This window comes from Vibrio sp. 10N.261.51.A4 (assembly GCF_041471945.1).
GTDB classification, from domain to species: domain Bacteria; phylum Pseudomonadota; class Gammaproteobacteria; order Enterobacterales; family Vibrionaceae; genus Vibrio; species Vibrio crassostreae_C.
Window position 1 is genome coordinate 19,191 of the sequence record NZ_JBFRPJ010000052.1, and the last position, 19,389, is coordinate 38,579.

The following is a 19,389-nucleotide window of genomic DNA, read 5'->3' on the forward strand; positions in this document are numbered from 1 at the left end:
AATAACTGAGTCGTTTCGCTTTAATTTAGATGAGCTTAGTTTTGAACAATTTCGCTACCGTGAACACCAAATTGCTTAGCAGCGTAGGCAACGCGCTCTGCTGGTTTTGGGTATTCAGCCGGTGTGCCCAGGTTTTCAATATGATGCAAGCGAGGTAATAAACCTGCGCCGTTTGCAATCTGTATTGCTAATCCAGGGCGAGCGTTTAGCTCCAGTACCATCGGGCCTTCTTCTTGGTCTAAAACCATGTCCGTACCCATGTAACCAAGGCCTGTCATTTCCCAAGCACTTGATGCAAGTGTCAGCAGCTTTTCCCAATGGGGTACTTGTAGTAGCGCCAACTCTTTACCCGTATCTGGGTGGTGAGTCACTGGGTGGTCAAATTGAACCGCACGAACGGCTTTACCCGTAGCGATACAAATACCTACGCCCACAGCACCTTGGTGCAAGTTAGCTTTACCATCAGAAGCCGAAGTCGATAGACGCATCATCGCCATTACAGGGTAGCCCTTGAATACAATGATTCGTACATCTGGTACACCCTCGTAACTGAAGCCGTCAAAACACTCGTCAAACTTGATGAGGTTTTCAACTACAGCAACATCGTTCTTACCACCGAGTGAGAAAAGACCCGCGAGAGCGTTACTGATGTGGCGCTCTACGTCTTCTTCATTGATAGTCGAACCCGATGGCTTGGTGTAAACGCCGTCCTTGTGAGAAGTCACAACAAGGATACCTTTACCACCACTGCCTTGAGCTGGCTTGATTACGAAACCCGGCCACTCTTTTACCATCTTGTGGATTGTTTTTACTTCAGCTTGATGACCAATCACGCCAATCAGTTTTGGTACAGTAGCACCAGCCTGTTCAGCAATGATCTTCGTCTTAAGCTTGTCATCAACGAGTGGATACTTGGAACGATCATTGTAGCGACCAATATAACTATGGTTACGCTTGTTCATTCCCATTATGCCTTTGTCTTTCAACCTAAACGGTGAAGTAAACTGATCAAACATAACTTAGTCCTCCGCTAGCGGTTTAAAGCGACGAAGCTCGGTTAGACGGTATCCTGTGTAGTTACCTAGTAGCAAGATGGTCGCTAGAATAACAAGTTGTAAACCAATAAAGTTAAACGTTAAGTGCTGAATGAACGGGTTAGTCATGCCTAAGTAAACAAGAACCGCAGTGAATAGAGAACCACCACCTTGCAGCATTACTTCTTTCGCGCCTTCTTCTTCCCATAGGATAGACATACGTTCGATAGTCCAAGATAGGATAATCATTGGGAAGAACGTAATGGATAGACCTTCAGTCAGACCCACTTTAAACGCGACCACAGTGAATACAGAAATGATCATGATTACCGTGATGATTACGGCGGATATCCTGGCGACCAGCAGTAAGTTGAGCTTGGATAAGTAACTTCGAATAATAAGACCTGTACCTACGATAAGTAGGAAGCCGACAATACCCGTTACCAATTGTGTTTGTACAAAGGCTACCGCAATCAGTACAGGCATGAACGTACCAGACGTTTTCAGACCGATGATGACACGTAGGAACACAACAATCAGAGCACCTATAGGAATCAGCATGATGGTTTTAAACATCGCTTGCTCTTCTAGCGGCAGACTATGAATGGAAAGGTTTAACAGTTGATCCGCAGAGACTTTACTGTTGGTTGCTTCAGTGGGAGTCACCTCCTGAGCAATCATCGAGAAGTGAACTTTACTGTTCTGACCGCCAACCACGTCTAATAGAGATACATTTGATTCATCCCAAATTAGCAGGTTTGGCTGAACTTGCTGTTCGCTTGATTCAGGAGAGAATAAAACCCATTGGTCGTTATCCCAGATCTGGTTCATTTGCTGGATAGATTGACGACGACGTCCATCTTCTAGCTCGATAACACCAACCACTTTATTGTGAATGTTTGCTGCTGAAAGTAGCTTGTGTGTCGCTTCCACTTTAGTCATGTTATTCAGAATTAGCGCTGAGTTTTGGCTGTCTGGATCGTTAAGTGTTTTGATGAGCTCACGGGTAAAAGTGAGGTTGTCTGCAGAACGCTTTGTCGCTCTATCAATCAATGCAAAAGAAGCGGCTTCTTCAGGGCCGTCGAAGCTTGGCTGTGCGACTTCGCCTTCTGGCGGTATAGCATCAACTTTTGCTTGGTTGTCGACTAGGAATTGTGTTTTGTAGTAGATAGTTTGAGGGCCATCTGCGTATCGAATAGACCACTCTGCGCGGCGACCTGATTCGGTATTCAAGTAAGAGATACCATAACCTGGCGATGAAGCCGATTCGCCGATAAGTGTGTAGTTAGACTGAGTATGAGGAGCCGCTAAGGAAACTTTTGCTTCTTTGCCTACTGCGTTGAACTCGATGCGAGCTTCAACGTCCCAAACCTGTCTGGTTTCCCCTGGAGTCCAAGGTACACCGTAGGTCGTATGTCTGAACATACTCAGTGTTATACCTGCCACAATAAGCAGGAATATAGAGATATAAAATGGAATTCTTGACGTCATAGCTTACCCTACTATTGTTATTTAACTTCCGTTTGTACGTACTTTTTACTTACATCTACTAGCGCTATGTCTTTGATAAATTCGCGCCCTAGTAACACAGGGTGACTCATTTGAGAGCGATCCGCCAATGTAAATTGCGCTTTTTCATGGATTTTTCCAACTTTCACCCATAATTCGATCACAGCTCGACGTTCTGCTTGATCATTGGTTGATTGACGGATTTTTACATAACGTACAACAGGCGCTTCAATCCATTTCTGGTCTTCTTTAGCTTGGGCTTTGTCGTCTAGGTGAAATTTAACCCAGTTCTTGCCGTTACGTTCGAATTCTTTGATATCGACAGCGTTTAAAGAAGAGGTGGTTGCACCTGTATCAACACGAGCATCAAAGCTTTGCTTGATAGAGTCGATAAACACTTTTTCGATGCCGCCAAGGATAGTCGGTTGTGATATAGGAGCGATAGGAGCAACGGCAATAGCGACCGGTTTCTCTTCCTCTAGCTCTTCAATAACCTTGTGTTCCATGCTCGTTAGATGGGTATCTAATTGACTAGAAAGGGTAGTAATTTCGTCTTCTAAGCTTTCAATATAGTCACTTTGATTGCTTAGTTGCAGTTCAAGATTTTGAACCTTATTTGCGATGTTTGTCTCTGAGCGGGAAATAGCGTCGAGAGTTTCTTGGTGGTAGGTAGCACCATTTGTAAGAGTACAACCAGAGAGCAAACCAACCGCCACAATAGGCGATAATCGCTTAAACATAAAAAAACCTTTGAGAATTAGAGAATAGTTCAGACTATTTAGAAGTTTAGCCCACAAAAAAGGATGCGTGAAGCATCCTATTGTAAGAGTCTGGTCATATTGAATCGCAATGTGAGCGCTACGCCAATTATTGCTATTTGGAATAGCTCACTTATTAAACACAAGTCAATTTTTGTTCAATTCTTAAGCTAAGGAAGCAAGGTTCACCGCGAAATTAACAGTGGCTTTTTGACCATGCAAGCAATTGTTTTGCTGCCTTAATAGGCTTGTGCTTTATTTACTCAATATGCCACTGCTTTGTGGGCAGTAAATCTATGGCTTTGTTGCTACCAGAATCGCACGTCTCGGTGCAGGGTGACCTTCAACCGTTTTACTTGGATCGTTCGGATCGAGGTAATCTGGAAGAGAGTTGTGTGTCATCCATTCTGTGGTGCGTTGTTCACCAATTGTCGTGACATTTTCGTCAACGATTCGTACGTCTTCAAAACCAACTTGTTCTAGCCAGCGTTTCAGTGCGCGAGCTGAAGGGAAGAAGTAGACGTTTCTCATTTGCGCGTAACGGTCAACCGGAACTAATACTGCGTTCTCATCGCCTTCAATCACCAAGGTTTCAAGAACCAGTTCACCGCCAGACACCAATTGGTCTTTCAGTTGAATCAAGTGGTCCAGTGGTGAACGACGATGGTAAAGCACGCCCATGCTGAATACCGTGTCGTAGGCTTCTAGCTTTGGGAGCTGCTCAATACCTAGAGGTAATAGGTGAGCTCGTTGGTCATCGCCCATCAACTTACGAATTGCTTCAAACTGAACCAAGAATAGGTGGGAAGGATCGATACCAACCGTTAAGCGAGCACCTTCACCCAGCATGCGCCACATGTGGTAACCATTGCCACAACCTACATCGAGAACCGAACGGTTTTTTAATGGAGATATATGTGGAAGCACACGATCCCATTTCCAGTCACTGCGCCACTCTGTATCGATATGGATGTCGTGAACCGTATAAGGACCTTTTCTCCACGGGTGGAAAGTCTTCAATAAGCTTTCTAGCTTTTTCAGTTCGCCTGTGTGGTATGGCGTAGAACTACCAATCGTCACTGAATTTTTCAGGTCAACTTGATCTGGCACGTCTTGTGGAATCTTGTTTAGTGCACGTAGCCAGCGGTCAAAGTCACCGTGCTCTGCATTTTGCCAATCGGTCAGTTGCTGTGGCAGGACATTTAGCCACGGCTGAAGGCGAGTATCTTGGGCAATAAGTTGATAAAAATTGGCAAAATTAAACATAGGTTTTCACTGAGTTGGTGGTGTAGAAATTAAATTTGTCACTCCATTAAGAGTGTGGACAAACATGCTAGGGAATCTCGTTTATCGTGTTTGATAAGAGATCCCCAATTCGTTTGTTCCTCGCTCTTGAAGATGACATTTTAGTACGTGCTAACGGTGTCGCGACGGTTACGTAATCTAAAATGTTTACTTTATCGCGAACATTGAACCAAAGTTGAAACATTGGAACCAGACTTCGCTGCTTGAGAAGCCAATCTTATCAAATCGCTCTCTGTGAACAGGGATCGAATCCGGGCGCATCACGTTTTCAATTGCGCTACGTTTCTGACTTACTTCTAGCTCGCTGTACCCGTTAGCACGTTTGAAATCATGGTGCAGGTCGATAAGCAGTTCATTTGAGCTTTCATCTTCGAATACGTATTTTTCTGACAGGATTAAGATCCCGCCTGGGCGCAAGCCAGCATGAATTTTCTCAAGCAGAGCGTATCGATCGTCTGGAGAAAGAAATTGCAGCGTAAAGTTAAGCACCACAACAGAAGCGTCTTTGATTTCCACTTCACGGATGTCGGCTTCAATCACTTCTACCGGTGTGTCACTGCGGTAAGCATTAACGTGCAATTTGCAGCGCTCAACCATGGCTTCTGAATTATCGATCGCGAAAATCGTGCAGCCTTCTTGCTGAATGTGACGACGCATAGAAAGTGTCGCAGCACCAAGCGAGCAGCCAAGGTCGTAAATATTTGAGTGTGGCTTTACAAAGCGCTCAGCCAGCATGCCGATTGCAGAGATGATATTGCTATAGCCAGGCACCGAACGTTGAATCATATCCGGAAATACTTCAGCAACCCTTGCATCAAAGGTGAAGTCTCCAATTTTATCAATAGGAGCGGAAAAGATATTGTCTGTGTTGCTCATAGCATTTTCTCTCGACAGTCAGCGTAATTGGCACAAAATTCGTACCAAATAAAAGGGGGCGTATTTTACGTAAAAAAAACGCCACTGTCACGAAAACTGAGATTTAGCTCAAGGTTCGAAGCTACTTACAAGTGAGAGGTTAAAACATCGAGATTTGGTGATTGCCTTTTTGAGCTGGAAACTGAGCCAGTTCGGGCAGTAATAATGATGTATTTTCAGAGACTTGCTTTTGTAACCTCTTATAAATAGCAATCGCAAGTTCAGGTGCGTGGTTATTGTCTGGGGTGTGGATCATTAAATAGGGCTGCTTGCCTTCATTAAGCCAGTTTGGGATTTTGGCAAACCAAGGCTTAAAAAACTCAATATTAGGTTCTTGGTCTGGGTGACCAATAAATCGAATCATCGGGTTATTGGCGGTAGCAATTGCATGAACAGGAACACGCGGTTTTTTCTGATGCGCATCGATCACCGCTTCTGTGGTGGGTGGCGCAGAGAAAACGGGGCGGCTGTCCATAATGATGCGATTGATGCCTTCCTCAACCAGCCATTGGTTGAAGCGTTTTTCCGCATCGCCCTTATCAAAGAAACCTAAGTGTCGAACTTCGACGCCAAGCTGCATATCTTTTGGGAATAAGGTGCAAAACTTTTGTAGGGCAGGCAGCATGCTGGGCTCAAAACTGTGCGGCAGCTGAATCGTCCATTGACCAATACGGTCATGCAGTGGCGACATCGTCATCAAGAACTCTTTGAGTTCGGCTTGGCAGTGTCTCAGTTGTTGCTGGTGGGTGATGAATTTGGGCAATTTGAAGGTGAACTTGAAATCATCGTGACTGGCGGCTTTCCAATTGTGAACGGTAGACATACTTGGCGTAGCGTAAAAGGTGGTGTTGCCCTCAACGGTATGGAAAACTTGGGTGTATTTTTCCAAGCGTTCGGCAGGCTTGGTGCCTTTACCGTAGAACTGACTTTGCCACTCAGAATGAGACCACATAGTTAATCCAAGTCTTAGAGGTAAAGTTTCTGTTGTTATTACACGATTATCCATCTATTACACCGTTATCCATCACGCCATCAGTCATTACAAAACCATCACGCCATCAGTCATTACAAAAAGTTTTTGGGTTGAAACGAAAATCTACTTTACGAGAGTTTTGCTGATTAAGGTACTTTCGAGATATAATTATCGCAATTTTTTCGGTTTTGATGAATCTTTGCGCACTTGATGGGCTAAAAAGCAGCAAAGCCAGATAAAACACAATAAATTCGAATGTGGAAGGTCGATTTTAAGCGAGTTTCCGCGTATAAATGTTCCTTTGCTCTGTTGTGTGGAATGACCACTGACAGCTTGGAAATTAGTAAATAATTAAGAGATTGGGAAATTCATTATGCGTACCCATTACTGTGGTAACCTGAACAAGTCCCTGGCGGGACAAACTGTAGAATTGTGCGGCTGGGTAAACCGTCGCCGTGATTTAGGCGGTCTTATCTTTATTGATATGCGTGATCGTGAAGGCATCGTTCAGGTTGTTGTCGATCCAGATATGAAAGATATCTTCCCGATCGCTAACCAACTGCGTAATGAATTCTGTATCAAGTTTACTGGTGAAGTACGAGTTCGTCCGGACAGCCAAGTAAATAAAGACATGGCTACTGGTGAAGTAGAACTTTACGCGACGGGTCTAGAGATCATTAACCGTTCAGAAGCGCTTCCACTAGACTTCAACCAAACGAACTCTGAAGAGCAGCGTCTTAAGTACCGTTACATCGATCTTCGTCGTCCAGAAATGAGCGACCGTATTAAGCTTCGTGCACGTGCTTCTAGCTTCGTTCGTCGTTTCCTAGATGAGAACTTATTCCTAGACATCGAAACGCCAGTACTAACGAAAGCGACACCAGAAGGTGCTCGTGACTACCTAGTACCAAGCCGTGTTCACAAAGGTAGCTTCTACGCACTTCCTCAATCTCCTCAGCTTTTCAAGCAACTGCTGATGATGTCTGGTTTTGACCGTTACTACCAAATCGTTAAATGTTTCCGTGATGAAGATTTACGTGCTGACCGTCAGCCTGAATTTACTCAAATCGATATCGAAACATCTTTCATGACTTCTCAAGAAGTACGTAACGTGACTGAGAAGCTTGTTCACGATATGTGGAAAGAACTTCTAGATGTTGAACTAGGTCAATTCCCAGTAATGCCTTTCTCTGAAGCGATTCGTCGTTTCGGTTCTGATAAGCCAGATCTACGTAACCCACTAGAGCTAGTTGACGTTGCTGACTTGGTTAAAGATGTTGAATTCAAGGTATTCTCTGGCCCAGCTAACGACGAAAAAGGTCGCGTAGCAGTTATCCGTGTTCCAGGTGGTGCTAAGCTAACTCGTAAGCAAATCGACGGCTACGCTGAACACGTAAACATCTACGGCGCGAAAGGCCTAGCTTGGATGAAGGTTAACGACCGTGCTGCAGGCATGGAAGGTATTCAATCTCCAGTTGCTAAATTCCTAAGCGAAGACGTAATCAACGGTATTCTAGATCGTACTCAAGCTGAATCTGGCGATATCATTCTGTTCGGCGCAGACAAAGCGGGCATCGTTGCTGAAGCAATGGGCGCACTTCGTCTTAAACTAGGTACGGATCTAGAGCTAACAGACACATCTGCATGGGCTCCACTGTGGGTTGTTGACTTCCCAATGTTCGAAGAAGACGGCGAAGGTAACCTACACGCAATGCACCACCCATTCACATCACCACTAGGTGTGAACGCGGAAGAGCTAAAAGCGAACCCAGCAGCAGCAAATTCTGATGCATACGACATGGTAATCAACGGCTACGAAGTAGGCGGCGGTTCTGTACGTATCCACAACGCAGAAATGCAAACAGCGGTATTTGGTATCCTAGGTATCGAAGCACAAGAGCAACAAGAGAAGTTCGGCTTCCTACTTGAAGCGCTTAAGTACGGCACGCCACCGCACGCTGGTCTAGCATTCGGTCTTGACCGTCTAGCAATGCTGCTTTGTGGTACTGAGAACATCCGTGACGTTATCGCATTTCCGAAAACAACAGCTGCAGCATGTCTGTTAACAGACGCGCCAAGCCTAGCAAACCCAGCATCACTGGAAGAGCTAGCAATCGCTGTTAACTTAGCTAAGAAAGAAGACTAATCAAACGATTAAGCTCAGCTTTCTAATCAAGCAGTGAGTTTTCGATAGAGCTTAAGTCTTAGATAGCACTTTAGCTTTCAACAAAACTTAGTTTTTGATAGAACTTTTTCTTTCGCAGAACAATAAAATGCCCGTTAATTTGACGGGCATTTTTTTTTGCGTTCGATATACTAAGCTCATAAAGCATGTATAAATAATCAGTATTTGAAGTTATGTCTATTATCTTAGGGATTGACCCTGGCTCACGCATTACCGGTTACGGTGTTATTCGTCAAAATGGCCGCCACCTATATTACTTAGGGAGTGGTTGCATTCGCACCTCAGAAAAAGAGTTGCCGGGCCGACTCAAACAAATCTACGCCGGTGTGAGCGAAATTATTACTCAGTTCCAACCGGATGTGTTTGCGATAGAGCAGGTCTTCATGGCTAAGAATGCAGACTCAGCGCTTAAGCTTGGGCAAGCTAGGGGCAGCGCGATCGTAGCGGCTGTAAATGCGGATTTGCCTGTTCATGAATACGCGGCTCGTTTAATTAAGCAAGCGGTGACGGGTAATGGTGGTGCGGACAAGTCTATGGTTCAGAACATGGTGATGAGCATGCTTAAGTTACCCGCTAAACCACAGGCCGATGCTGCCGATGCTCTAGGCGTAGCGATCACTCACGCCAACACCAATAAAACCTTGGTAGCTCTTGCTGGTAAAGCGACAGGCGCGAGAAAAGGGCGCTACCGTTAATCCCATCCCTCTATTTTCTAATAGCTTGCATTACATGAGCCTTACGCCTCGTTTGGCTCAGTTCAAAACAATACGCCCCTAAATCCTTGATGAAATGAGATCTTTCGAACACAAACCAAATAATAACATTGCGCATCATTTAACATGTTATTAACATTGGTCAGAGGTCTAACAAGTTAATCAAGGATGATCACTGATGAACCCTATCAAGCTGTGGCGCGCGTTGTTTCTACCCAAAAGTAATGGGTGGAGTAACAACCAAGTCAGACAAGCCGATATCTTATTACTCTTTACCTTTATCGCCTTCTTTGTGGGTGTCTACAGCTTAATTAAATGGACAAAGCACGAAGAGCAACTTCTGATCACCACATCTGTATTCCTTATCGTGTTTGAACTGATCTCCGCACTGCTGTTGCGTGTTACCAGTAAACCCAGCCTTGCACTTAACTTTGGTTTTGTCGGGATGGCAGTACACGCTTTGAACATCATCTACCAAAGCGGTGGTGTGGTGGCGTCAACACAGGCTTATTGGGTGCCGTTGTTAGTGGTCGCTTTTTTCTTGTCGGGAACTCGAATTGTCGCCCTTGTATGGAGTGGGTTAGTGATTGGCGTTTCTTTGGTGATGACTTCAGCTCATCTTGATGGCTTTGAATTTCCGCAGTTAGTACTTACTCCGGAAGCGGTAGTGGTTGAAACGTGGTCTGGTGTGATCATGCCGCTGGTGGTGATTTGCATTGCTCAAGCGTTTACCGCTAAGCAAAAAGAGGTGGCGATTGAAATGGCAGAAGATGCGATCTCGGAAAGCCAACAGATTGCCAATCAAGCGACGCAAAGTGAAGGTCGACTTTCTATTGTCCTAGACCAAGCTAACTCAAACTCTGAAAGCTTACAGGGCGTATCTGTCCATTTAGATCAGCAGTCTCAAGACCTGCATGCTCAAGTTGAAGTGTTGAACATCAATTGCGAATCTCAGGCGAGTGCAGCAGAACAGATGAGCCAACAACTGCATCAAATGACTCAAGGCATCGAAGAATCTAATTCATTTGTGGGTGAGCTAAAAGAGCGCAGCGAAGCGGTCGGAATGAAAGCGCAAAAGAGCTCAGAATCACTAGAAGCCTCAACCAGTGCAATCAGCCAGATCATTCAAAGTAATCAAGAAATCATGAAAGTCGCTGATTTGATTACCTCGGTTGCCGAGCAAACCAACCTATTAGCACTCAATGCAGCTATAGAAGCGGCTCGTGCCGGTGAGCAAGGACGAGGTTTTGCGGTAGTTGCAGACCAAGTGAGAGAGCTATCGGCGAAAAGCAGCCATTCCGCGATAGAAATTCGAACCTTATTAGACCGAAGTAAAGAAGAAGTGGAACATGGCAGAGCCATCATTGAAACTACGGCCAATGAAATGAACGGCATTATCTCTGAGGTGCAAACCATCTCGACCGATGTTAATCAGCTCACCAATATTATGGCGATGCAGATGAGCTCATTGAAAGAACTCGATCTCGCCAGTTCAGAAGTGGCGCAGAGCGTTGCAGAAACCAAATCCGTGTCAAGTTTAGTCGCTAATTATGGTTCTGAACTGACCGGGCATGTCACCTCAGTAAAAGAACTGGTCGAAAGCTTAAACAGCGTGGTTTCCCAAGCTAAGCAAGCTTAAATAAATCATCCTAATAAACACAAAGAACTGGATAAGCATCCAGTTCTTTTATATTCTGTCCCTCAAATTATATTCCATCAAGAGAGTGAATTGTGATCGGACGTCTACGCGGTACATTAATAGAAAAACAGCCACCAGAATTACTAATCGAAGTGAGTGGTGTTGGCTATGAAGTTCAAATGCCAATGAGCTGTTTTTATGAATTACCAAATGTTGGCGAAGAGGCAATTATCTACACTCACTTTGTTGTTCGTGAAGATGCACAACTGCTTTACGGATTCAATACAGTTAAAGAACGTGCGCTGTTTCGTGAAGTCATCAAAGCAAATGGTGTTGGTCCTAAGCTCGGCCTTGGCATCCTCTCAGGCATGACTGCGAGCCAGTTTGTGCAGAGTGTTGAGCGTGAAGATATCTCTACGCTGGTTAAACTTCCGGGTGTGGGTAAGAAAACCGCTGAACGTCTGGTTGTTGAAATGAAAGACCGCCTGAAAGGGTGGGGCGCGGGTGACTTGTTTACTCCAGCGACAGATGCAGCTCCGATTGATTCTATGCCAACCGTTCACGACGCGGAAGAAGAAGCGGTAAGTGCGCTACTTGCATTAGGCTACAAGCCGACTCAAGCTTCCAAGGTGGTTTCTCAAGTGGCTAAAGATGGCATGACCAGCGAACAGTTGATTCGCGAAGCTCTGAAATCGATGGTTTAATACCCAATATACTTGTTCGACAAAATAGACTCATTCACTTTGCCTTTACACAGAGTCAAGAAGCGCAGAGTCAACAAGAGCATAGTTAGGAATAGCAGAATTTATGATTGAAGCCGATCGCCTTATTGCACCGGATAACCCAGTATTCAAAGATGAAGATGTCATTGATCGTGCAATACGCCCTAAAGCACTGGCTGACTATCAAGGTCAGGATCACGTTCGTGGCCAGATGGAGATTTTCATCAAAGCGGCACAACTGCGTAACGAGGCGCTCGACCATCTGTTGATATTTGGCCCTCCAGGCTTGGGTAAAACCACGTTGGCGAACATTGTTGCCAATGAGATGGATGTCAACATTCGTACGACTTCAGGCCCTGTTCTAGAAAAAGCAGGCGACCTAGCGGCGTTACTGACCAATCTCGAAGAAAATGATGTCCTGTTCATTGATGAGATTCACCGTTTAAGCCCTGTGGTTGAAGAGGTGTTGTACCCTGCAATGGAAGACTACCAATTAGATATCATGATTGGTGAAGGCCCAGCGGCACGCTCTATCAAGATTGACCTTCCTCCTTTTACTTTGATTGGCGCAACCACTCGTGCTGGCTCACTGACATCGCCGTTACGTGACCGTTTTGGTATTACTCAGCGTCTTGAGTACTACAAGGTTGAAGATCTACAAAACATCGTTCAGCGCAGTGCAGATTGCCTTGGTCTTTCTATGGAGTCCGAAGGGGCGCTAGAAGTTGCTCGCCGAGCTCGTGGTACGCCACGTATTGCTAACCGTCTACTGCGCCGTGTTCGTGATTATGCGGAAGTAAAAGGCGACGGGCATATTTGTCCGGAGGTTGCTGACAAAGCGCTAAACATGTTGGATGTCGATGCTAAAGGTTTCGACTACATGGATAGAAAGCTTCTGCTGGCGATTATGGAGAAGTTTGGTGGTGGTCCGGTAGGTATCGACAACATGGCTGCCGCGATTGGTGAAGAGAGAGACACTATTGAAGATGTGTTAGAACCTTACTTGATTCAACAAGGTTACCTACAAAGGACGCCAAGAGGTCGAATCGCGACCGACAGAGCGTATTTACACTTTGGAATAGATAAACCCTCCAATCGTTAAATTATTCATTTTTAAAGATCCCAGTTGCATAAGCGCTGGGTTTTTTGCTTTTTACTGAATAACAACTCTTTGAGCGAGTCGATAAAAAGATCGAAAAGGGAGCTTCAAAAATGGAAACTTTGATTTCAGGTTTGATTTAGATAACAGGAAATGAAATAAGTTGTCATATTTTTTGTTAATACTTTATAGGTAGTTGTAATTCGGATGTTGAGGCGGTGCTGAGCATTTGTCACAGATATCATGCGCTGTTATTAAGACAAGCATAATTGGTGTGATTTTAATCATAATTGTACAAAAATAACTCTAATTTGCTCGAATAAATTTGATACAAATCAACGCAGGGTTCTCCCATAAACCTTTTGAAACATACTGATTTTACCAGTAATATTAGCGCCAGCTATATTAGCTCATGCTTAACAATAATCTAACTATAACGGTACGTTTTTGCTACAAATTTCAACTTGTAATAACAATTACATAAATTGTTTTAACATGGATTTTTGCGGTGAATAATCACACAAGTGTCATTCAGCCGACACAAAGGAGTTACCATGATTGATGTTGTTGATCTGTCGCGATTGCAGTTTGCATTTACAGCGATGTATCACTTCCTATTTGTTCCACTGACTTTAGGTATGGCATTTCTACTTGCCATTATGGAGTCAGTTTATGTAATGACTGGCAAGCAAATTTACAAGGACATGACCAAGTTCTGGGGTAAATTGTTTGGTATTAACTTTGCTCTTGGTGTAGCGACAGGCTTAACCATGGAGTTCCAGTTTGGTACTAACTGGTCTTATTATTCTCACTATGTTGGCGACATTTTTGGTGCTCCGCTAGCTATCGAAGCGCTTGTTGCATTCTTCCTAGAGTCTACTTTTGTTGGCCTATTCTTCTTCGGTTGGGACAGACTGTCAAAGCGTCAGCACTTAGCGGTAACTTGGTTAGTAGCACTTGGCTCTAACTTCTCTGCGCTTTGGATCTTGGTAGCAAACGGCTGGATGCAAAACCCAGTGGGTGCGGAATTTAACTTTGAAACTATGCGTATGGAAATGGTGAGCTTCGCTGAAGTTGTACTAAACCCAGTAGCACAAGTTAAATTCGTACACACAGTAGCTTCTGGTTACACAACGGGTGCAATGTTCATCCTTGGTATCAGCTCATACTACATTCTTAAAGGTCGTGACCTTGCCTTTGCTCGTCGCTCTTTCGCGATTGCAGCGTCTTTCGGTATGGCGGCGATCTTGTCAGTAATCGTACTAGGTGATGAATCTGGTTACGAGCTTGGTGAAGTTCAAAAAGTGAAGCTCGCTGCTGTAGAAGCGGAATGGCACACTGAAGAAGCACCAGCCGCATTTACTGTTTTTGGTATTCCAAACCAAGAGACAATGAATACTGACTACGCAATTAAAATTCCTTACGTAATGGGTATCATCGCAACGCGTTCGCTTGATACTGAAGTAACGGGCCTACGTGACCTACGTGATGACCACGTTGATCGTATCCGTACTGGTATGTACGCGTACGAGCTGCTTGAAAAGCTACGTGCAGGCGATAAGTCTGAAGAAAACATGGCTGCGTTCGACGAAGTGAAAGGTGACCTAGGTTACGGCTTGCTTCTTAAGCGCTACACAGACGACGTTGTTGATGCAACTGAAGACCAAATCCAAATGGCTGCGGATGATTCTATCCCAACAGTTTGGCCTCTATTCTGGTCATTCCGTCTGATGGTTGCTTGTGGCTTCATCATGCTGTTTGTATTCGGTGCTGCGTTTGTTCAAACGTGTCGTCAGAAAATCGAACAGAAACCATGGGTACTTAAAGCTGCGCTATTCTCAATCCCACTTCCTTGGATTGCGATTGAAGCAGGTTGGTTCGTTGCTGAGTTTGGTCGTCAACCATGGGCGGTTGGTGAAATCCTACCGGTTAACGTTGCTGCATCAGCACTGACTATTGAACAGCTTTGGACTTCTCTATTCGCTATCCTGGCACTTTACACAGTGTTCTTGATTGCAGAAGTTTACCTAATGCTGAAATTCGCACGTAAAGGTCCAAGTAGCTTGAAGACAGGCCGTTACCACTTCGAACAAAACGATAACTCTGTTGAAGACAAAGTTAGCCGTTCAGTTGAAGTATAAGTGAGGGAATATTATGTTTGATTACGAAAGCTTACGACTTATTTGGTGGGTATTGATCGGTGTTCTACTGGTTGGTTTCGCCGTAACTGATGGCTTTGATATGGGTGTTGCCGCTCTGTCACCTGTTATCGGTAAGAGCGACACTGAACGTCGTATTATGCTAAACACGATTGCCCCTCACTGGGATGGTAACCAAGTTTGGCTTATCACTGCGGGTGGTGCATTGTTTGCTGCATGGCCACTGGTTTACGCAACGTCGTTTTCTGGCTTCTACTTCGCAATGTACGCGACGTTAGCAGCGCTTTGGTTACGTCCACTTGCACTTGACTACCGCTCTAAGATCGAAGATCCAAAATGGCGCAAAACTTGGGACTATGCACTTTGCTTTAGTGGCGCAGTACCACCAATCATTTTCGGTGTGGCATTTGGTAACCTACTACAAGGTGTTCCATTTGAACTGAACGAATTTATGATGTCTAAGTACCATGGTACGTTCTTCGCTCTGCTTAACCCATTTGCATTGCTTTGTGGTGTGTTGGCTCTGATGTTGTTCGTGATGCAAGGTGCAACATGGCTTCAAATGAAGACAACAGAAGCGCTGCACGCTCGTGCTCGTAACGTTGCTCAGATCACTGGCCTAATTGCTATTGCTCTATTCGTTATTGGTGGTTTCTGGGTTCAATCTATCGAAGGCTATGTAATTACGAGCACTATCGATACGTTTGCTGACTCAAACCCACTAAACAAAGAAGTATCACTTCAAGTGGGTGCTTGGATGACAAACTTCGAAACTTATCCAGCAATGTGGGCTGCGCCGATCCTTGGTGTAGCAATGCCACTGCTTGCTGTGATTGCATCTCGCTTTGAGCGTGGTGGTTTCGCATTCTTGTTCTCAAGCCTATCGAACGCTGGTGTTATTCTAACGGCTGGTTTTGCAATGTTCCCATTCGTAATGCCATCAAGCCTGAACCCTAACCAAAGCTTGACTATGTGGGATTCAACAGCGAGTGAGCTAACGCTTGGTCTTATGACTGTCGTTGCGGCGGTAATGGTTCCTGTGATTCTTGGCTACACAACTTGGACATACTACAAAATGTTCGGTCGTCTAGATAAGAAACACATCGAAGATAACGACGTTTCAGCTTACTAAGCTAGAAGTGAAATAACTTAGGAGAAATTTTATGTGGTACTTCGCATGGATTTTGGGTGTACTTCTAGCATGTGCATTCGGCATCATCAATGCTCTATGGCTAGAGTATTCAGAAATGATGGACAAAGACAGTGAGTAATCTCGCAGAGCAAATCGCTAAGCTGCATCAACCAATGGATAAGACTCTGCTTAGAGCCTTATCCCTAGTATTGGGTTTCATGCATGTGGGTTTAGTGATGTGGGATCCTGAAGCGTATGCGACAAGCATCGGTGGCTTTAACGCGATCATCGGGCCAATGTTCATTTGGGCAGTATGCTCAAGCATGGTTTACGGTATCGGATTTAAGCCAAGAGCTTGGATGTGGCAGCTACTGTTTAGCCCATATGTTTCACTCACAATTTTGCTCTACCTAACGACGCTGCGCCTTCTATAAAAGGCAAATGATTTAGGTTCATAACAACGTGAACCTTTATACTTGTTGGGTTTTTAGCCAAAAAGAGGTCATCTTATACAGATGGCCTTTTTTTTCGTCTCTCAAATCAAAAAATTCACAGCGATATACTATTAATGATAAGGAGTTAGGTTATAGTGAGATCTTTATCGTTTTGGATTGTGGTATCAAATTGCAGGGATTATCTAAGCCATTTACGTGGCCAGTGACAGTGTATTACGAAGACACCGATGCGGGTGGCGTTGTATACCATTCAAACTATCTTAAGTTTTTCGAACGCGCTCGAACTGAGATGTTGCGCTCAATTGGCGTTTCTCAGCAAGTATTGTTAGAACAAAACATCGGTTTTGTAGTCCGACATATGGACATTGATTTTATTCAAGGCGCGCGTCTTGATGATTCTTTACAAGTCATTACAAATATTTACGAGTTGAAGCGAGCTACCTTGGTCTTCTGTCAAGAGATCGTAAATCCTGATGGCAAGGCATTGTGTAAAGCAATGGTTAAGGTAGCATGTATCGATAATCAAAAAATGAAACCCAAAGCAATGCCAACATTTATTCTCACGGAGCTAACGAATAGTGACTGCTGAAATCTCAATCTTAGGCCTAATTTTAGAAGCTAGTTTACTAGTTAAGATGGTCATGCTGACTCTTATGGGCATGTCTGTTGTTTCTTGGGCGATGATCATAAAAAGAAGTAAAGTGTTATCTCAAGCTTCTAAACAAACAGAAGTGTTTGAAGACAAATTTTGGTCAGGCGTTGATCTTGCAAAACTGTACCAAGAGAGCAACAAACGCAAAGACGAGCTTTCTGGTACTGAAGAAATTTTCTACGCAGGCTTTACTGAGTTCGCTCGCCTTCGTAAATCGAATGCAACATCACCTGACTTCATCATGGAAGGCACTGGCCGTGCGATGCGCGTTGCCGTTGCTCGTGAAGTCGATGAACTAGAAACTAACTTACCTTTCTTGGCGACTGTTGGCTCTATCAGCCCATACATCGGCCTATTTGGTACGGTTTGGGGCATCATGCACTCATTCATCGCACTAGGTGAAGTGAAGCAAGCGACGCTCGCAATGGTTGCCCCTGGTATTGCAGAAGCACTGATCGCAACAGCAATGGGCCTATTCGCTGCGATTCCAGCAGTAATGGCGTACAACCGCTTCAGCAGCCGAGTAGGCAAGCTAGAGCACAACTACGCGACTTTCTCTGAAGAGTTTCACAGTATTCTTCACCGTCAAGCGATGGCTGGCAGGGAATAATAGATGGCTGGATACCAACCTAAAAAACGCAAAATGACAGCAGAGATTAACGTTGTACCTTACATCGACGTTATGCTTGTTTTGCTGATCATTTTTATGGTGACTTCGCCGTTTGTTACTCAAGGCGTTGACGTTGAATTGCCTCAGGCTTCAACGGCTAAATCGGCACAAGACCTACTGGGTGACGACAACGCAAGTTTCATCATCGTTGAAGTGAACAAAGACGGTGAACTTGGCTTGAGCGTTAATGACGAAGAAGTACAGCGTGGCTTATCAATGGAAGATATTATCGTCCGTGTGAAAGCCGAGTTGTCTCTGAAGCCAAACTCTCCAGTGGCGGTTGGTGGTGATGCCGCAACGCCATACGCTGAAGTGGTTTTATTACTTGATGAATTAAGCCGTGCAGGTGTGCCAAAGGTTGGCCTTTTAACGGATATAAGGGAATAGCTCCGTAGCATTCATGAAAGCGAATAATAAAAAATCCAATAATTTCAGATCACCGCTTCTTATTTCTCTTGGGCTGCACGTCATTTTATTCGTTGCGCTCATTTGGGGGGCGGATTTCACGATGTCAGAGCCAAAGCCTACAGGGCAGATGGTTCAAGCAGTGGTGATTGATCCTCAGTTGGTTCGCCAGCAAGCTCAACAGATTCGTCAACAAAGAGAAGCGGCGAGCAAGAAAGAGCAAGAGCGTCTAGACAAACTCAGACGTGAAAGCGAACGACTTGAAAAGAATCGTAAAGCTGAAGAAGAAAATATTCGCAAGCTAAAAGAACAGCAAGCGAAAGAAGCTAAAGCAACTCGTGAAGCTGAAAAGCGTCGAGTTGAGAAAGAGAAACAACGCAAAGCTGAAGAAGCGCGTTTACAGCAAGAGCAAAAGAAAGCCGCTAAAGCCGAAGCTGACCGTAAGCTAAAAGAAGCTGCGTTAGTGAAAGCCGAGAACGAGCGTAAAGCCAAAGAAGCGGCAATCGCAAAAGCTGAACAAGAACGCGTGGCAAAAGAAAAAGCAGCGAAAGAGGCAGCAGACAAAGCTCGTAAAGAGAAAGAAGCCGCTGAACTCGCGGAAAAGCAACGCATAGCGAAAGAGAAAGAAGCGGCAGCCGCAGCAGAGAAAGCCCGTAAGGCAAAAGAAGCTGCAGCAAAAGCAGAAAAAGAGCGTAAACAACAAGAAGCCGCATTGAACGATATCTTTGCTGGGCTTGAAACGGAAGCGACTCAAAACTCTTCAGCAAGACAACAATTTATCACTGATGAAGCGCAACGTTATGGGGCTATCTATACCCAACTGATTCAACAGAACCTGTTGTTAGAAGACAGCTATCGAGGACGCTCATGTCGAGTGAACCTTAAGCTGATTCCAACGGGCTCTAACGCGATATTGGGTAGTTTGAGTATCTTAGATGGCGATAGCCGTTTATGTGCAGCAACCAAGCGTGCGGTGGCACAAGTGCAATCTTATCCGTTGCCTAAAGACCCAGACATTGTGAACTCACTGAAAGACATTAACTTAACTGTATCACCAGAGTAAA

19 protein-coding genes are annotated in these 19,389 nt (G+C 44.6%); 13 read left to right on the plus strand and 6 right to left on the minus strand.

Translation table 11 applies throughout. The features are described 5' to 3' along the window. Positions 1 to 35: 35 nt before the first annotated feature. From AB4384_RS12345 to AB4384_RS12370, 6 genes are all read right to left on the minus strand, one after another. Positions 36 to 1,016: an alpha-L-glutamate ligase-like protein gene (locus tag AB4384_RS12345; RefSeq protein ID WP_029235672.1), complete on the minus strand. Its 981-nt coding sequence runs from the start codon at positions 1,014 to 1,016 to the stop codon at positions 36 to 38. 3 nt (positions 1,017 to 1,019) lie between these two features. Continuing rightward, complete coding sequence (locus AB4384_RS12350; protein WP_029235671.1) at positions 1,020 to 2,525, minus strand: inactive transglutaminase family protein; 1,506 nt, start codon at positions 2,523 to 2,525, stop codon at positions 1,020 to 1,022. A gap of 17 nt (positions 2,526 to 2,542) precedes the next feature. Further along, the gene (locus AB4384_RS12355; protein WP_372129619.1) at positions 2,543 to 3,283 is read right to left on the minus strand and encodes an ATP-dependent zinc protease; all 741 of its coding nucleotides are present in this window, start codon (positions 3,281 to 3,283) and stop codon (positions 2,543 to 2,545) included. A 312-nt stretch (positions 3,284 to 3,595) separates the two neighbouring features. After that, on the minus strand, positions 3,596 to 4,567 hold the full coding sequence (gene cmoB / locus AB4384_RS12360; protein ID WP_017062084.1) for a tRNA 5-methoxyuridine(34)/uridine 5-oxyacetic acid(34) synthase CmoB: 972 nt from the start codon (positions 4,565 to 4,567) through the stop codon (positions 3,596 to 3,598). Positions 4,568 to 4,753: 186 nt separating this feature from the next. Then, the gene (gene cmoA, locus AB4384_RS12365) at positions 4,754 to 5,482 is read right to left on the minus strand and encodes a carboxy-S-adenosyl-L-methionine synthase CmoA (RefSeq protein ID WP_017062083.1); all 729 of its coding nucleotides are present in this window, start codon (positions 5,480 to 5,482) and stop codon (positions 4,754 to 4,756) included. Between the two features lie 139 nt (positions 5,483 to 5,621). Next, positions 5,622 to 6,527 (minus strand): DUF72 domain-containing protein, encoded by a 906-nt coding sequence (locus AB4384_RS12370; RefSeq protein ID WP_029235140.1) that lies wholly within the window; start codon positions 6,525 to 6,527, stop codon positions 5,622 to 5,624. Positions 6,528 to 6,867: 340 nt separating this feature from the next. Between AB4384_RS12370 and aspS the strand changes: the two genes are divergently transcribed. From aspS to tolA, 13 genes are all read left to right on the plus strand, one after another. Further along, positions 6,868 to 8,640 carry an aspartate--tRNA ligase gene (gene aspS / locus AB4384_RS12375; protein WP_017072253.1) on the plus strand — a complete coding sequence of 591 codons (1,773 nt, stop codon included), beginning with the start codon at positions 6,868 to 6,870 and terminating at the stop codon, positions 8,638 to 8,640. 212 nt (positions 8,641 to 8,852) lie between these two features. After that, the gene (gene ruvC, locus AB4384_RS12380) at positions 8,853 to 9,374 is read left to right on the plus strand and encodes a crossover junction endodeoxyribonuclease RuvC (protein ID WP_004736470.1); all 522 of its coding nucleotides are present in this window, start codon (positions 8,853 to 8,855) and stop codon (positions 9,372 to 9,374) included. Positions 9,375 to 9,570: 196 nt separating this feature from the next. Further along, on the plus strand, positions 9,571 to 11,031 hold the full coding sequence (locus AB4384_RS12385) for a methyl-accepting chemotaxis protein (RefSeq protein WP_102319668.1): 1,461 nt from the start codon (positions 9,571 to 9,573) through the stop codon (positions 11,029 to 11,031). Between the two features lie 92 nt (positions 11,032 to 11,123). Continuing rightward, on the plus strand, positions 11,124 to 11,735 hold the full coding sequence (gene ruvA / locus AB4384_RS12390; RefSeq protein WP_017062079.1) for a Holliday junction branch migration protein RuvA: 612 nt from the start codon (positions 11,124 to 11,126) through the stop codon (positions 11,733 to 11,735). 103 nt (positions 11,736 to 11,838) lie between these two features. Continuing rightward, the gene (gene ruvB / locus AB4384_RS12395) at positions 11,839 to 12,855 is read left to right on the plus strand and encodes a Holliday junction branch migration DNA helicase RuvB (RefSeq protein ID WP_017062078.1); all 1,017 of its coding nucleotides are present in this window, start codon (positions 11,839 to 11,841) and stop codon (positions 12,853 to 12,855) included. Between the two features lie 551 nt (positions 12,856 to 13,406). Further along, the gene (gene cydA, locus AB4384_RS12400) at positions 13,407 to 14,993 is read left to right on the plus strand and encodes a cytochrome ubiquinol oxidase subunit I (RefSeq protein WP_017062077.1); all 1,587 of its coding nucleotides are present in this window, start codon (positions 13,407 to 13,409) and stop codon (positions 14,991 to 14,993) included. A gap of 13 nt (positions 14,994 to 15,006) precedes the next feature. Next, complete coding sequence (cydB, locus tag AB4384_RS12405) at positions 15,007 to 16,143, plus strand: cytochrome d ubiquinol oxidase subunit II (protein WP_017067531.1); 1,137 nt, start codon at positions 15,007 to 15,009, stop codon at positions 16,141 to 16,143. A gap of 31 nt (positions 16,144 to 16,174) precedes the next feature. Next, positions 16,175 to 16,282, plus strand: a complete 108-nt coding sequence (cydX, locus tag AB4384_RS12410; protein ID WP_372129620.1) for a cytochrome bd-I oxidase subunit CydX — start codon at positions 16,175 to 16,177, stop codon at positions 16,280 to 16,282. Continuing rightward, on the plus strand, positions 16,275 to 16,577 hold the full coding sequence (gene ybgE / locus AB4384_RS12415) for a cyd operon protein YbgE (RefSeq protein WP_017067532.1): 303 nt from the start codon (positions 16,275 to 16,277) through the stop codon (positions 16,575 to 16,577). Before cydX ends, ybgE begins: the two co-directional genes overlap by 8 nt. Before the next feature lie 172 nt (positions 16,578 to 16,749). After that, positions 16,750 to 17,187 (plus strand): tol-pal system-associated acyl-CoA thioesterase, encoded by a 438-nt coding sequence (gene ybgC / locus AB4384_RS12420; RefSeq protein WP_017067533.1) that lies wholly within the window; start codon positions 16,750 to 16,752, stop codon positions 17,185 to 17,187. Continuing rightward, the gene (tolQ, locus tag AB4384_RS12425; protein WP_017062073.1) at positions 17,177 to 17,860 is read left to right on the plus strand and encodes a protein TolQ; all 684 of its coding nucleotides are present in this window, start codon (positions 17,177 to 17,179) and stop codon (positions 17,858 to 17,860) included. The genes ybgC and tolQ overlap by 11 nt, the downstream gene beginning before the upstream one ends. Before the next feature lie 3 nt (positions 17,861 to 17,863). Continuing rightward, positions 17,864 to 18,307: a protein TolR gene (gene tolR / locus AB4384_RS12430; RefSeq protein ID WP_017062072.1), complete on the plus strand. Its 444-nt coding sequence runs from the start codon at positions 17,864 to 17,866 to the stop codon at positions 18,305 to 18,307. 13 nt (positions 18,308 to 18,320) lie between these two features. Next, positions 18,321 to 19,388: a cell envelope integrity protein TolA gene (tolA, locus tag AB4384_RS12435; protein WP_017062071.1), complete on the plus strand. Its 1,068-nt coding sequence runs from the start codon at positions 18,321 to 18,323 to the stop codon at positions 19,386 to 19,388. The last annotated feature ends 1 nt before the right edge of the window (position 19,389 follow it).